Here is a 12,530-nt window from a genome sequence, read left to right as displayed (position 1 = left end):
CTGCAAAATGGCCGCATGGACGCCGACCTCGCGGAACTCCTCGACAGCATCGGACCCCGGCTGCGCGCCCTGCGGCGCGACCGCGGCATCACCCTCGAAACCCTGTCGAAGGACACCGGAATCTCCGTGAGCACGCTGTCGCGCCTGGAGTCGGGCCGACGGCGCCCGACGCTCGATCTCCTCATCCCGCTCGCCCGCGCCCACCGCGTCGCACTGGACCAGCTGGTGACGGCTCCGGCCACCGGTGATCCGCGGGTTCATCTGAAGCCTCGAAGCCGGGAGCGCGGAAGCGTCCTCGTCCCGCTGACGCAGTATCCGGGCCGGGTCCAGGTCTTCAAGCAGGTGCTCTCGCACCGCGAACCGCGGCTGGTCACCCACTCCGGCTACGAATGGCTCTACGTGCTCGCCGGCCGGCTCCGCCTCATCCTGGGGGAGCGCGAGATCACTCTCCGGCCGGGCGAGGTGGCCGAGTTCGACACCGGCGAACCCCACTGGTTCGGCCCCGCCGGCGCCGAGGCGGTCGAAATCCTGCACCTCTTCGGCCCTCACGGCGACCAGGCCGTCGTCCGGACCGGCCCGACAGCGAACGACTGAGGGGTGGCGAAGGGTGGGCAGTGCCACACTGACGCCATGGGACAGCCGCAGGCGATCGATGAGTACATCGAGGGCTTCGCGGGGCAGGGCCGCAGGGTGTTTGAGCAGGCACGGGCGCTGGGTCTCGAAGTGGTCCCCGCGGCGAGCGAGGCGATCAAGTGGGGCCGTCCCGCGTGGGTTCACCCGGCCGGGACGATCCTGTTCGTGGTCAGCGGTCATGCGAAGCACGCGAACGTCGTGTTCAACCCCGGCACCCGCGAGGCGTTCGACGCGGACCTCGCCGACTTCGCCACCGGCAAGGGCTCGGTCAAGCTCCCGTACGGCGAGCCCGTGCCGGGCGACCTGCTGCGCCGGATGATCGCGTTCCGCGTGCGCGAGCACGAGGACGACGGCGTGCTGTGGATGTGACGGCCGTGGTGGCGATGCGAGACCACTGACCGGGCGATGAGTCTCGTAGCGGTCGTCAGTCTGCACTTCCAAGACGCGATCAACCGCACTCGACCGAGGAGAACATCATGACCGCCACCTACACCTTTGACGTCTTCTCCAGCCTCGACGGCTTCGGCGCCGCCAGTGGCGACTGGACCGGCTACTGGGGCAAGCAGGGCCCCGAGCTTCTCGACCACCGACTCGACCTGTACGCCGAGGAGCAGCGGATGGTCTTCGGGGCCAACACCTACCGGGCGTTCGCCCGGATGCTGGCTGCGAGCACCGAGGAGTCCGAGGTGCGTGACCCATGGGTCACTCGGATGAGGAACCTTCCGGCGACGGTGGTGTCGAACACGCTGGAAGGACCCCTCGACTGGCCGGATGCGAACGTCCTGAGCGGCGACGCCGTCGACGTCGTCACCCGGCTCAAGGAGGAGTCCGAGGTGCCGTTGCGCTCGCACGGCAGCCTGTCGATGAACCGGGCGCTGATGGCCGCCGGGCTGGTCGACCGCGTCCAGGTGACACTCTTCCCCGTGATCACCGGTCAGACCGGGCTGGACCCGATCTTCCAGGGTGCGGCCGACTTCGACCTCGAGCTGATCGAACACCGGACGCTCGACGGCCACACCCAGGAACTCGTCTACCGGCCCGTCCTGCACGTCTGAGTCACGCACGACGACCGAGGCCGGTCCGAGGGAGAGCCGCACTGCCTTTCCCGGCGACGTGCGCGACCGCCGGGCCCGCGTCGTCAGGGCAGGATCGAGTCGACGTATCCGCCGTCGACCCGCAGGGCCCCGCCCGTCGTGGCCGAAGCCTGGTCGGAGCTGAGGTAGACGACCATGTGGGCGATCTCCGCGGGCTCGATCAGCCGTTGCAGGAGGGACTGCGGCCGGTGCTTCCGCATGAATTCGCGCTGGGCCTCGTCCCAGGGCAGGTCGCGGTCGACGAGTTCGTAGACGAAGTCCTCGATCCCGCCGGTGTGGGTGGGTCCGGCGATGACCGAGTTGACCGTCACCCCCGTGCCCGCCGCCTGCTTCGCGAAGCCGCGGCCGACGGCGAGGAGCGCGGTCTTGGACATGCCGTAGTGGATCATCTCGGCCGGGATGACGACCGCCGAGTCGCTGGCGATGTACTGGATCCGGCCCCAGCCGCGCTCCGTCATGCCCGGAAGGTACAGCCGGGTCAGCCGTACGGCGGCCAGCACGTTCACCTCGAAGTAGCGCCGCCACTCCTCGTCGCTGATCTTCAGGGGGTCGGCGGAGCCGAAGATGCCGAGGTTGTTGACGAGGATGTCCACCTCCGGCAGCGCCTCCAGGACGCGCTGTGCGCCCTCCTCGCTCGCCACGTCGGCGGCCACGGGCGCAAAGGAGGCCCCAGGCACCTCGGCCGCCAGGCGCGCCACGCCCTCCGCGACCCGCTGCTCGTCCCGGCCGTTCACCCCTACCCGGGCGCCGGAGCGCGCGAGCCCGGCGGCGATCGCCGCGCCGATGCCCTGCGTCGAGCCCGTCACCAGGGCGGTGCGTCCCGTCAGATCGATCTGCATGTCGAACCAGTCCCTTTGTGCGTCTGTCCGTCCTGCGTGCCGGTATCTCTGCCGTCACCGCCAGCCTGGCGGCAGGGCGATCGGCTCGCCACTCCGGCCGACGCCGACGGCCTCGGCTGCGTATGCCCACTCGGCGAGGGGGGACACGCGGGTCGGGCACGCGCCGCGGGAGAACACCCAGCCGAGGACACCCGAGCTGCGAACGCCCGAGCTGCGAACGCCCGAGCCGCAGACGTCTGAGGTGCGGACGCCCGAACCGAGGGCGAACTCCGTTGGTTGTGAGCGTTCTCCTGTCGGACCTGCGCCAACAGGCCCGAGTGCCGACGGTGTTCGCACGGCGCGTACACCTCGCGTACGGGACCGGACCGTGTCCTTCCCGGAGCCGCGGGGGCACCGGGCAGGCGCTCTGTCGTCAACGCTGCCGGCGTGGATTCCGGTTCGGCCACCGGCCGCACAATTCGCACAGCCCGCACAAAGAACCTCTGGTCAGCCGGGGGAGGAGGCCGTCGAGTCGGGTCGTCCCGCGCCGACATCCGGCACCACTTGATGGCGAGTTTGCGAACTGTGCTGGTCGAACACTGTTCGGGGTGATCGAAACTCTCGTATAGTGACGCCCGGTTGATCACCGACTACAGACTTCTGTGCACTATCTGCCCCTTAGGACAACACAAGGGTCGCGTTCCCGAGCGGCCACCCGAGGACCTGAGCGATGACCGCGCCCGCCCCTTCCGGCGACCGATCCACCGTCCGTTCGCTGCTGCCCCTACCCCTGCTGACCGCTGCCCTTTCCGCCCTTGCCGTCGTATGGGCCGTCACGTCCGTACCCGAGTCGGCACAGGCGCTCGTGGGCTGCGGCGGCGCCATCGCAGCGGTTCTGCTGTGTGTGGCCGTCACCGCCGCCGTACACGCGCGCCGCGCCGCGCGCTCCGTACGTGCCGCGCTGCGGACGGCGACCGCCGAGGCCGAGCGGGTCGCCCAGGAGCGCGACCTCCAGGCGGAACGATGGCGCCGCGAACACCAACGGCACACCGACGCCACCGCACACGAACGAGCCCGGCTCGCCGAGGAGTTCACCAGGGAACGCGCCGTGCGCGCCCAGGAGGCCGAGGCCGAACGGGCCCGGCTCGCGGCCGAGGTGCGCAGGCTCTCCGGGCAACTCGACCGCGCCCTCGGCGACCGCGACACCGCGATCGCCTCGACCGCCAACGCCGCGGCGAGGATGCAGGCACTGGCCACCGGCACCCTGGCAGACCTGCGCGCCATGGAGGAACGACACAGCGACGAGGACGTCCTCGCCGACCTGCTGCACCTGGACCACCGCACCGCCCAGGCCGGCCGTCTCGCCGACTCCGTCGCCGTCCTCACCGGCGCGCGTTCGGGACGCCGTTGGGCGCGCCCCATCTCCATGGAGTCCGTTCTGCGCGGCGCCATGGGCCGGATCAGCGGTTACCAGCGCATCCGCCTGCACTCCGTCAGCGACACCGCGGTGGCCGGACACGCGGCCGAGGGCGTGATGCACGCGCTCGCCGAAGTGCTGGACAACGCCGCCAACTTCTCGCCTCCCAACGCCGAGGTGCACGTCTACGTCGAGGAAGTGCCGGCCGGCGCCATCGTCTCGGTGGAGGACAGCGGGCTCGTCATGAGCGACGTCCAGCTGCGCCGCGCGGAACAGGCCGTCTCCGGCGACGCGGGCGGACTCGGCGGCCTCACCGGCACCCGGCTCGGCCTCGCCGTCGTGGGACGCCTCTCGCGCAAGCACGGCATGAAGGTGTCCTTCCGGCCCTCCGCGCGGGGCGGCACCGGCGTGCTCATGCTCATTCCCCAGGACATCCTCACCGTGGCGCCGTCCCCCGTACGACGTCCGGCGGATCCGCCCGCGCGCAGCACCCCGACGCGTGCCCCGCAGCCGCGCCTCGGCGCGCCCGCTCCCGCCGAAGCCGCCACGCCCCCGGATCAGGCCCCGCCGCAGGAGACCGGCGCCGACGCCCCGCGAACCGGCGACGGACTGCCCAAGCGCCGGCGCGGCCGCACCCTCTCCGCCGCCGAGAGCGCACGCGCCGCCGCCCGGACCGCCGAGCGCCGCACGGATCCTCCCGAGGACATCCGCGTCCGCGCCAACCGCTTCGGCGCCTTCCGTCAGGCGGTGCGCGCCGCCGGCCCGGCGGAGCGCACGGGCGGGCACCCGCTGCCGGCCGCCCCCGACGACTCGCACACCACGCCGTCCCCGCAGACCGAGACGGCGCCCGGCAGTCCCACCCCCTCGCACCCGGAAGGCGACACCACCTCATGACCGGCACGACGACCGCCGACGAGAAGCTCACCTGGCTCATAGAAGGACTTCTCGAGCGCACCCCGGGGGCCCGGCACGCCCTCGTGCTCTCCCGCGACGGGCTGAAGCTGTGCCGTACCCCGGAACTGACGGTCGACCAGGCCGACCAGCTCGCCGCCATCGCCGCCGGCATCCAGTCGCTCTCGCACGGCGCCTCGGTCGAGTTCGGCGACGGCAGCGGAGGCGTGCGTTCCTCGATGACCGAGTTCTACGGCGGAACGCTGTTCATCGTGGAGGCCGGTGAAGGCGCGCATCTCGCCGTGGTCACCACCGAGGAGGCCGAACCCGGACTCGTCGGCCACAACATGAGCGAGCTGGTGGAACAGCTCGGCGAGCACCTGACGGCCCCGCCTCGCACGGCGTGAGGCGCCCAGGCAGGGACGACGCCCCCGACCGGCTCTACACCCTCACCGGGGGACGCAGCCGCTCGGGGCCCGACAGTCCCTTCGACCTGGTGACGCTGGTGGTGGCCGAGAGCGACCCCACCGTCGGCATGCAGTCGGAGCACGCGGCGGTCCTCAGGCTGACGCAGGCGCCCACCGCCGTGGTGGAGGTCGCCGCCGAACTGGGCCTTCCCGTGAGCATCACCAAGATCCTGCTGTCCGACCTGCTCGCCGCCGGCCGGGTCAGCGCCCGCCACCCCCGCAACTCCGCCGTTCCCGATCCCGACGTCTTGGAGCAGGTGCTCGTTGGACTCCGCAACCTCTGACGTGCGCACCCCCCTGGGTGCCACCGCCGACAACGGTCTGAAGATCGTCGTCGTGGGCGGCTTCGGCGTCGGAAAGACGACCATGGTCCGTTCGGTCAGCGAGATCCGTCCCCTCAACACCGAGGAGACGATGACGAGGGCCGGCGAGGCCGTCGACGACATCAGCGAGGTCCGCGGGAAGACCGCGACCACCGTGGCCTTCGACTTCGGCCGGATCACCCTCGACGAGCGCAACGTGCTGTACCTCTTCGGCGCGCCCGGCCAGGAACGCTTCTGGTTCCTGTGGGACCGGCTGTTCTCCGGCACGCTCGGCGCGGTCGTCCTGGTCGACACGCGGCGCATCGACGACTCCTGGTACGCCATCGACCGTCTGGAACGCCACGGCACGCCGTTCATCGTGGCCTGCAACGACTTCGGCGGCGCCCGCCACGCGCACAGCGACGTCCGCGAGGCCCTCGACCTCGATCCGCAGGTGCCGGTGATCGACTGCGACGCCCGTACCCGGGAGTCGAGCAAGCAGGTCCTCATCACGCTCGTCCAGCACATCCAGAGCCGGTACGCCGGGCAGAGGGCCCACGCCGCCGCTTCACCACGGGAGTTCGTGTGAGCACCGACGCCGTTCCGCTCAGCGGTTCGCGTTTCCAGACCGAACCCGCCCGGCTGTACCGGGAGATGCGCGCACAGCACGGCGCCGTCACCCCCGTCCTGCTGGACGGCGGAGTCCCGGCCTGGCTCGTCCTCGGCTACCGCGAACTGCACCAGGTCACGGGCGACCCCGTCCTGTTCAGCCGCGACTCGGAGTTGTGGAACCAGTGGGACACGATCCCCGGCGACTGGCCCCTGCTGCCGATGATCGGCCGCAAGCAGCCGTCGATCCTCTACACGGTCGGTGAGCGGCACCGCGAGCGGGCCGCCATGATCAGCAACGCGCTGGAAGCGAGCGACCCGACCCGGCTGCGTCGCCACGCCGAGCGGTTCGCCGACGAGCTGATCGACGCCCTGTGCGCCGAGGGAACGGCCGATCTCGTCGGCCAGTACGCCATGCTGCTGCCCGTGCGCGTGCTGGCGCGGCTGTACGGCTTCTCCGACGAGGACGGCCCGGCCCTGGTCACCGCGCTCAACGACATGATCGACGGCCGGGAGCGCGCTCTCGCCGGACAGAGCCATCTGGCCTCCTCCATGGGCGAGTTGCTCGCCGCCCGCCGGGCCGCGCCGGCCGACGACGTCGTCTCGCGCATGCTGGCCGACCCCGGTGGCTTCACCGACGAGGAGATCGCCCAGGACCTGATGGTGATGATGGCGGCCGGACACCAGCCCACCGCCGACTGGATCGGCAACTCGCTGCGGCTGATGCTCACCGACGATCGTTTCGCCGCCTCTCTCTTCGGTGGCCGCAACAGCGTCGCGGAGGCGATGAACGAGGTGCTCTGGGAGGACACGCCCACCCAGAACGTCGCCGGCCGCTGGGCGTCGCGGGACACCCACCTCGGCGGCCAGCACATCCGGGCCGGAGACCTGCTCCTCCTCGGTCTCCAGGCAGCCAACTCCGACCCCCAGGTGCGTCCCGTCGGCAACGAACTCACCGGCGGCAACAACGCCCACTTCTCCTTCGGCCACGGCGAGCACCGCTGCCCGTTCCCGGCCCAGGAGGTCGCCGAGGTCATCGCCCGGACGGCGATCGAGGTCGTCCTGGACCGGCTGCCCGACATCGATCTCGACGTTCCGGCCGAGTCCCTGACCCGCCGCCCCTCGCCCTGGCTGCGCGGGCTGACGGAACTGCCCGTGCGCTTCACACCCACCCCTGCCCTGGGAGGCAACTGATCATGACGTCCGGAACCGAAGAGCTGCGGATTCCCCTGGATCCGTTCGTCACCGACCTGGACGGGGAGAGCGCCAAGCTGCGGGCGGCGGGACCGCTGGCCGCGGTCGAACTGCCCGGCGGGGTCCCGGTGTGGGCGGTCACCCGGCACGCCGAGGCCAAGGCGCTGCTGACGGACCCCCGGCTGGTCAAGGACATCAACGTGTGGGGTGCCTGGCAGCGCGGTGAGATCCCGCCCGACTGGCCTCTGATCGGCCTGGCCAACCCCGGCCGCTCCATGCTGACCGTGGACGGCGCCGACCATCGCAGGATGCGCGGCCTCGTCGCCCAGGCCCTCACCCCGCGCCGGGTGGAGGCGATGCGGGAGCGGATCACGGAACTCACCGGACGACTGCTGGACCAGCTGCCCACCGACGCCGAAGTCGTCGACCTCAAGGCGGAGTTCGCCTACCCGCTGCCGACGTACGTCGTCGCCGACCTCATGGGCATCGAGGCGAGCCGGCTGCCGCGGCTGAAGGCGCTGTTCGAGAAGTTCTTCTCCACCCAGACCCCGCCCGCGGAGGTCGTCGCCACCCTCGTCGAACTGGGCGGGATCATGGCCGAGACCGTCGCCGCCAAGCGTGCCGAGCCCGGTGACGACCTGACCAGCGCGCTCGTCCTGGCAGCGGAGGACGGTGACCGGCTCACCGACGAGGAGATCGTCTCCACCCTCCAGCTCATGGTCGCCGCGGGTCACGAGACCACCATCTCCCTGATCGTCAGCGCCGTCGTCAACCTCTCCGCCCACCCCGACCAGCGGGCGCTGGTCCTGTCGGGCGCGGCGGACTGGTCCGCGGTGATCGAGGAGACCCTCCGCTGGTCGACGCCGACGTCGCACGTGCTGATCCGGTTCGCGACCGAGGACGTGCCGGTCGGCGACCGGGTCATCCCGGCGGGCGACGCGCTCATCGTCTCCTACGGCGCGATAGGCCGCGACGAAGAGGCGCACGGTCCCTCGGCCGGTGACTTCGACATCACCCGCGAGACCCGCACCCGGCACATATCGTTCGGCCACGGCCCGCACGTCTGCCCCGGCGCAGCCCTGTCCCGTCTGGAGGCGGGCGTGGCGCTGCCCGCGCTGTACGCCCGCTTCCCCGGGCTGGACCTGGCGGTGGCCCCGTCGGCCCTGCGCAACAAGCCGGTGCTGACCCAGAACGACCTCTTCGAACTCCCCGTACGACTCAACCCCTCGACGGCCTGACGCACTCGCGGGCACCACTTCCACACCCGTGCATCCGTACGGCCGTGACGCGAGGAAGAACCAGGTGACGCGCTCCCGTCCCGTGACCCCCCGAGCCGGGACGGGAGCCGTCCCGCGCAGGCCCGTCAGCCAACCTCAGACCTGCTCTCCGGGCGGCCGCAACGACGCGATGAGGCGGTCGAGGTCCCCGCGTGCCGTGTACGTACGGATCGGGTCGATGTAATCGCGTGACTCGATGATCCGACCGTCCCGGACGCGCATGACGAAGACGCAGGGCACCTTGGTCATGGAGTCGTCCGGCAACGTGAACTCGTAGGCGAACTCGGCGACGATCACTTCAGGATCGGCGGTCTCGTGAACGAGGACGCCGACGACCCGCCTCTTCGGCAAGGACTTCCGAACTTCCGGCGGCACGGTGAAGTGCTCCTGGAGCGCACGCCGACTCGTCAACGGCTCGGACTCCGGTGTCGCCATCGGGTGCCGGACATCGGTGACCTCGCCGTACAGGTCGGGCAGCTCGTCGAAGTCTCCGTCGGCGACCCCGTGAACAAGCCGGAGAAACACCTCGCGCGGACTCGGACTCACAAGATCTCCGTCTCGGTCGGTCGTCGGCGGCAGTCATGCCTCGGGCCGTCTCGCGCCGCGCCGCGGCCCGCACTTGACGGTCGGACGGCGATCTAGACCTTCACGTCCTGCTTCCATTCCTGGACGAGCAGCCCGAGCAGCACCTCGTCCAGGAACTCGCCCATCACCCAGGCCGAGGAGCGCAGCACGCCCTCGCGGACGAAGCCGTTGCGCTCGGCCGAGCGCAGCATCGCGGCGTTGTCCGACAGCGTCTCGATCTGCAGCCGCTGCAGGCTACGCACGACGAAACCGTAGTGGCACAGCACCGCGACCACATCGGTGCCGTAGCCCTTGCCGCGGGCGGACGGCAGCAGTCCGAGGCCGATGTGCGCGGTCCGGTTGTGGTTGTCGATGCCCCACAGCGTCGCGGTACCGACCAGGGTGTCGCCCTCCAGCTCCACCACGGAGAACCTGACGTTTCCCTGTTCCTGGTCGTCCACCACGAGCCGCGGATCCTTCGAGCCGGGCGTGATCGGCCGCCACGGCCCGCCTTCGGCCCGCGAGGAGTTGACCACGTCGTCGTAGAGCTCGGTCCGAAGGATCGGGATGTCGTCCTCGTGCCGGGCCCTGAGCCCGACCTTGTTGCCTCTGAGCATGCAAGCTTCCTATCCGGCCGGACCGGCCGGTGGCAAACCAATAAGCATGCCGAGGCCGTCGCACGGGCGCGGTGAAGTGGCGGCGACCGTCGGTTGGTTCCACCGAATGCGGAATTCGGCGAGCCGGAGCCGGAGCCGGAGCCGGAGCCGGAGCTGGAGCCGGAGCCGGAGCCGGAGCTGTGCGCGGTGACTCGGATCCGCGGTGCCCGGACGTCAATCCGCACGCTCACCCCGGCGGTCCTCGGGGCGGTGGGCGCGAGCCCGGCGAGGAGCCGTCCGGACCGGGCCCGGTAGTCGCCGAAAGCCTGGGGCAGAGGGTGCACGGGTGGTGACGATATGCTTACGCGGTGGGCCGGAATTCCCGTCGCGGCGGCGAAGGGGCTGTCGGAGGATCGGAGAAGGCCGGTCCGGCCGGGCGCGGGGCCAGAAGGAGGCGATGGGATGCGGCAGGCGAGTGTGCTCGACGTCGGGTGCCACAGTGCTCTGCTGACGGTGGTGCGGGGGCGTCCGGGCGCGGAGCTGGAGCCGGTGTTCTCCCGCAAGGTGCGCCTGAGCCTGCACGAGACCCTCGACCGCAAGGGGCGGCTGGACAAGGCCGGGGTGAAGAGCGTCGAGCGGGCCGTGGCCGAGGCCGTCGACGCCGACCCGCGGCTGCGCGGACAGGACGTGTTCGCGTTCGCGACCTCCGTCATCCGGGACGCGCCCAACTGCGACGAGATCATCGCGCGGGTGGCACGGACCACGGGTACCCGGCTGCGCGTACTGGCCGGCGAGGAGGAGGCGCGGCTGGCCTACGTGGCCGCCCGCCGCTGGGCAGGCCCGACGGCCGGACAGCTGCTGGTCCTCGACATCGGGGGCGGCACCGTGGAGATCGCCTCCGGCACCGGAGAGCAGCCGGGCGTCGTCCACTCGCTGCCGCTGGGTGCCCGCAGGATCACCCGGGACTGGCTTCCCGGTGGCGCCGCGCCGTCCCCGCGCCGCCTGGCCGAGATCCGGCAGCACCTCCGCCGGTCCCTGGAAAGTGTCCCCGGCCTGCCGCAGGCCGAGCCGGGCGGGCGAGTGCTGGCCTGCTCCAAAACCTTCGAACAACTCGCCCGGCTCGCCGCCGCCCGGAGCAAGACACCGCGAGCCCGACGGAGGCTGGCGCTGCCTCAACTGCGCACTTCGGTCTCCCTGCTGGCCGCCGCGGGACCGTCCCGTCGTGCCGAGCTGCCGGGCATCTCCCGGCACCGCGCCGAGCAGTCCCTGGCCGGAGCCCTGATCGCACAGGCCCTCATGGAAGCCTGCGGGGTCAAGAACGTCGAGATCTGCCCCTGGTCCACCCGTGAAGGACTGCTGCTCGAACGCCTCGGAGTGCCTCCCACGCCCGCCGGGCGCTCCCGCGTCGTCGCCTGAACCCGGCGGGCGTCACAGAACCCGGCGGGCGTCGAGAGCGCCGGCGCCCGGGACCGTCACGGTGGCCGTCATGGACGGGCACGAGAGCGGCGGGGTGCTCAACCGGGTGGTGCTACCGAGGACCACATGCCGAACCACTGCTCGGCGCCCCACTACCCGAACCGTTGCACCTCGGTGAACCCCGGCTTCGCGGCGAGGCGCATCGAGCGGTCGTTGGCGGTCCGGGTGCAGAGCACCACCGGCTCGCCGGGAAGCGGGTCGGCGAACAAGCCGAGCGCCGCCGCGCACGCCTCGGCGGCGTACCCGCGTCCCCGGACCTCCGGCAGGAACAGGCAGAGCCTTTGACGGCGGCCGCGCACGAGCCGGGCCGGTGATTCGAGGGCCAGGATGCACAGCTGAGCACGTTGCCCGGTGCCGGGCTCCAGATCGCCGAGTCCGGACCGGCCGGGCGCCTCCCGCGGTGTCATGCGTCGCCTCCTCGGCGGTGTGCGGTGTGGTGAGCGTGAGCCGGGACGTCCTCGCCGTCGAGGGACGCCTGCATGGCGCGCAGACGCCGATGCTGGAGGTTGCCGTTGCCGACACTCCAGGCGAGGAAGACCACGGTGAGCAGGGCGAAGCCGATCGTCTGCCGGGGACCCGAGGTGAGGGCCACCAGGGTCGTCACGGTGCAGAAGAGGACCGCGAGGAACACCAGGGCCGCCACGCGGTGACGGGTGCGGTGCAGACGCTGTGCGACCAATGCGCGCATGGCCTCGCGTTCGGCCGGGTCGACGGGCACCTCACCCTTGCGCAGCTTCGCGTCCAGCGAGACGAGGCTGTCCGTGCCACCGCCGGCCGCCCGCCTCTCCCGGCGGCGCACGACGAGCACGACGACGATGCCACCGATGGAGACGAAGGCGGTGCGCAGCAGGACCGAGAGTGCCGAGCGCCCCGGGTACAGAAGCATGACCAGGGTGCCGGCGCACAGGATCGACAGCACGAACTGCAGCCACAGGTGTTTGCCCAGAAAGGCGTTGACACGTTCCACGGTTGTCGGCTCCTTCCGTGCGGATTCGCCCGTCCGCGTACCCCGGCTCGGTTTACACAATCCGGCAAGTCGATTCAGAGGAAAGGAAGTTGACGGTCCGATGGTTGAGCCGGCCGCGTTGTGGCGGAAGGGCTTCAGACTGCCGGACCACCGAACCAATGGCCGGCGGCCCGCGTGAACGCTTCACCATCGGGGGAGCGATCACCACGGCCATACCGCCCGATC

14 protein-coding genes and 1 pseudogene are annotated in these 12,530 nt (G+C 71.2%); 10 read left to right on the top strand and 5 right to left on the bottom strand.

All coding sequences use genetic code 11. The annotated features are described in order from the left end of the window. Positions 1–15 precede the first annotated feature (15 nt). From OHU34_RS02455 to OHU34_RS02445, 3 genes are all read left to right on the top strand, one after another. Positions 16–594, top strand: a complete 579-nt coding sequence (locus OHU34_RS02455) for a helix-turn-helix domain-containing protein (protein WP_142270406.1) — start codon at positions 16–18, stop codon at positions 592–594. A gap of 36 nt (positions 595–630) precedes the next feature. After that, positions 631–1,002, top strand: coding sequence for an iron chaperone (locus OHU34_RS02450; protein WP_405764348.1), 372 nt, complete (start codon positions 631–633; stop codon positions 1,000–1,002). A 107-nt stretch (positions 1,003–1,109) separates the two neighbouring features. Beyond that, positions 1,110–1,688 carry a dihydrofolate reductase family protein gene (locus tag OHU34_RS02445; RefSeq protein WP_405764345.1) on the top strand — a complete coding sequence of 193 codons (579 nt, stop codon included), beginning with the start codon at positions 1,110–1,112 and terminating at the stop codon, positions 1,686–1,688. Positions 1,689–1,771: 83 nt separating this feature from the next. Here the strand turns inward: OHU34_RS02445 and OHU34_RS02440 are convergent, their stop codons facing one another. After that, complete coding sequence (locus OHU34_RS02440) at positions 1,772–2,566, bottom strand: SDR family NAD(P)-dependent oxidoreductase (RefSeq protein ID WP_142270409.1); 795 nt, start codon at positions 2,564–2,566, stop codon at positions 1,772–1,774. A gap of 709 nt (positions 2,567–3,275) precedes the next feature. Between OHU34_RS02440 and OHU34_RS02435 the strand changes: the two genes are divergently transcribed. The 6 genes from OHU34_RS02435 to OHU34_RS02410 are packed head-to-tail and all read left to right on the top strand — an operon-like array spanning position 3,276 to position 8,663. Further along, on the top strand, positions 3,276–4,856 hold the full coding sequence (locus OHU34_RS02435; protein WP_405764342.1) for an ATP-binding protein: 1,581 nt from the start codon (positions 3,276–3,278) through the stop codon (positions 4,854–4,856). Next, the gene (locus tag OHU34_RS02430) at positions 4,853–5,260 is read left to right on the top strand and encodes a roadblock/LC7 domain-containing protein (RefSeq protein WP_020126464.1); all 408 of its coding nucleotides are present in this window, start codon (positions 4,853–4,855) and stop codon (positions 5,258–5,260) included. Before OHU34_RS02435 ends, OHU34_RS02430 begins: the two co-directional genes overlap by 4 nt. After that, positions 5,257–5,604 (top strand): DUF742 domain-containing protein, encoded by a 348-nt coding sequence (locus tag OHU34_RS02425; RefSeq protein WP_142270411.1) that lies wholly within the window; start codon positions 5,257–5,259, stop codon positions 5,602–5,604. The genes OHU34_RS02430 and OHU34_RS02425 overlap by 4 nt, the downstream gene beginning before the upstream one ends. Further along, the gene (locus tag OHU34_RS02420; RefSeq protein WP_372481667.1) at positions 5,585–6,211 is read left to right on the top strand and encodes an ATP/GTP-binding protein; all 627 of its coding nucleotides are present in this window, start codon (positions 5,585–5,587) and stop codon (positions 6,209–6,211) included. Before OHU34_RS02425 ends, OHU34_RS02420 begins: the two co-directional genes overlap by 20 nt. Further along, positions 6,208–7,425, top strand: a complete 1,218-nt coding sequence (locus OHU34_RS02415) for a cytochrome P450 (RefSeq protein WP_142270412.1) — start codon at positions 6,208–6,210, stop codon at positions 7,423–7,425. The genes OHU34_RS02420 and OHU34_RS02415 overlap by 4 nt, the downstream gene beginning before the upstream one ends. Before the next feature lie 2 nt (positions 7,426–7,427). Next, the gene (locus tag OHU34_RS02410; RefSeq protein WP_142270413.1) at positions 7,428–8,663 is read left to right on the top strand and encodes a cytochrome P450; all 1,236 of its coding nucleotides are present in this window, start codon (positions 7,428–7,430) and stop codon (positions 8,661–8,663) included. A 135-nt stretch (positions 8,664–8,798) separates the two neighbouring features. On the opposite strand, the gene OHU34_RS02405 is transcribed toward OHU34_RS02410, so the two are convergent. Both OHU34_RS02405 and OHU34_RS02400 read right to left on the bottom strand, forming a co-directional pair. Next, positions 8,799–9,248, bottom strand: coding sequence for a nuclear transport factor 2 family protein (locus tag OHU34_RS02405; RefSeq protein WP_230193791.1), 450 nt, complete (start codon positions 9,246–9,248; stop codon positions 8,799–8,801). 92 nt (positions 9,249–9,340) lie between these two features. Beyond that, positions 9,341–9,883, bottom strand: coding sequence for a GNAT family N-acetyltransferase (locus OHU34_RS02400; protein WP_142270415.1), 543 nt, complete (start codon positions 9,881–9,883; stop codon positions 9,341–9,343). Positions 9,884–10,324: 441 nt separating this feature from the next. Between OHU34_RS02400 and OHU34_RS02395 the strand changes: the two genes are divergently transcribed. Beyond that, the gene (locus tag OHU34_RS02395) at positions 10,325–11,278 is read left to right on the top strand and encodes a Ppx/GppA phosphatase family protein (protein ID WP_142270416.1); all 954 of its coding nucleotides are present in this window, start codon (positions 10,325–10,327) and stop codon (positions 11,276–11,278) included. Between the two features lie 152 nt (positions 11,279–11,430). Here OHU34_RS02395 and OHU34_RS02390 read toward each other — a convergent pair. Next, positions 11,431–11,610: pseudogene (locus tag OHU34_RS02390) on the bottom strand (GNAT family N-acetyltransferase); the annotation flags it as partial. A gap of 131 nt (positions 11,611–11,741) precedes the next feature. Beyond that, positions 11,742–12,305, bottom strand: coding sequence for a hypothetical protein (locus tag OHU34_RS02385; RefSeq protein WP_142270418.1), 564 nt, complete (start codon positions 12,303–12,305; stop codon positions 11,742–11,744). Positions 12,306–12,530 lie beyond the last annotated feature (225 nt).

The organism is Streptomyces sp. NBC_00080 (genome assembly GCF_045041255.1).
Lineage (GTDB): Bacteria > Actinomycetota > Actinomycetes > Streptomycetales > Streptomycetaceae > Streptomyces > Streptomyces coriariae.
Note: the sequence above shows the minus strand (reverse complement) of the source record. Positions and strands in the feature narration are given on the sequence as shown.

Coding starts and splice junctions, on each gene's coding strand:
- OHU34_RS02435 (WP_405764342.1), top strand. CDS start 3,276: ATGACCGCGCCCGCCCCTTCCGGCGACCGATCCACCGTCCGTTCGCTG.
- OHU34_RS02445 (WP_405764345.1), top strand. CDS start 1,110: ATGACCGCCACCTACACCTTTGACGTCTTCTCCAGCCTCGACGGCTTC.
- OHU34_RS02440 (WP_142270409.1), bottom strand. CDS start 2,566: ATGCAGATCGATCTGACGGGACGCACCGCCCTGGTGACGGGCTCGACG.
- OHU34_RS02450 (WP_405764348.1), top strand. CDS start 631: ATGGGACAGCCGCAGGCGATCGATGAGTACATCGAGGGCTTCGCGGGG.
- OHU34_RS02455 (WP_142270406.1), top strand. CDS start 16: ATGGACGCCGACCTCGCGGAACTCCTCGACAGCATCGGACCCCGGCTG.
- OHU34_RS02395 (WP_142270416.1), top strand. CDS start 10,325: ATGCGGCAGGCGAGTGTGCTCGACGTCGGGTGCCACAGTGCTCTGCTG.
- OHU34_RS02400 (WP_142270415.1), bottom strand. CDS start 9,883: ATGCTCAGAGGCAACAAGGTCGGGCTCAGGGCCCGGCACGAGGACGAC.
- OHU34_RS02430 (WP_020126464.1), top strand. CDS start 4,853: ATGACCGGCACGACGACCGCCGACGAGAAGCTCACCTGGCTCATAGAA.
- OHU34_RS02410 (WP_142270413.1), top strand. CDS start 7,428: ATGACGTCCGGAACCGAAGAGCTGCGGATTCCCCTGGATCCGTTCGTC.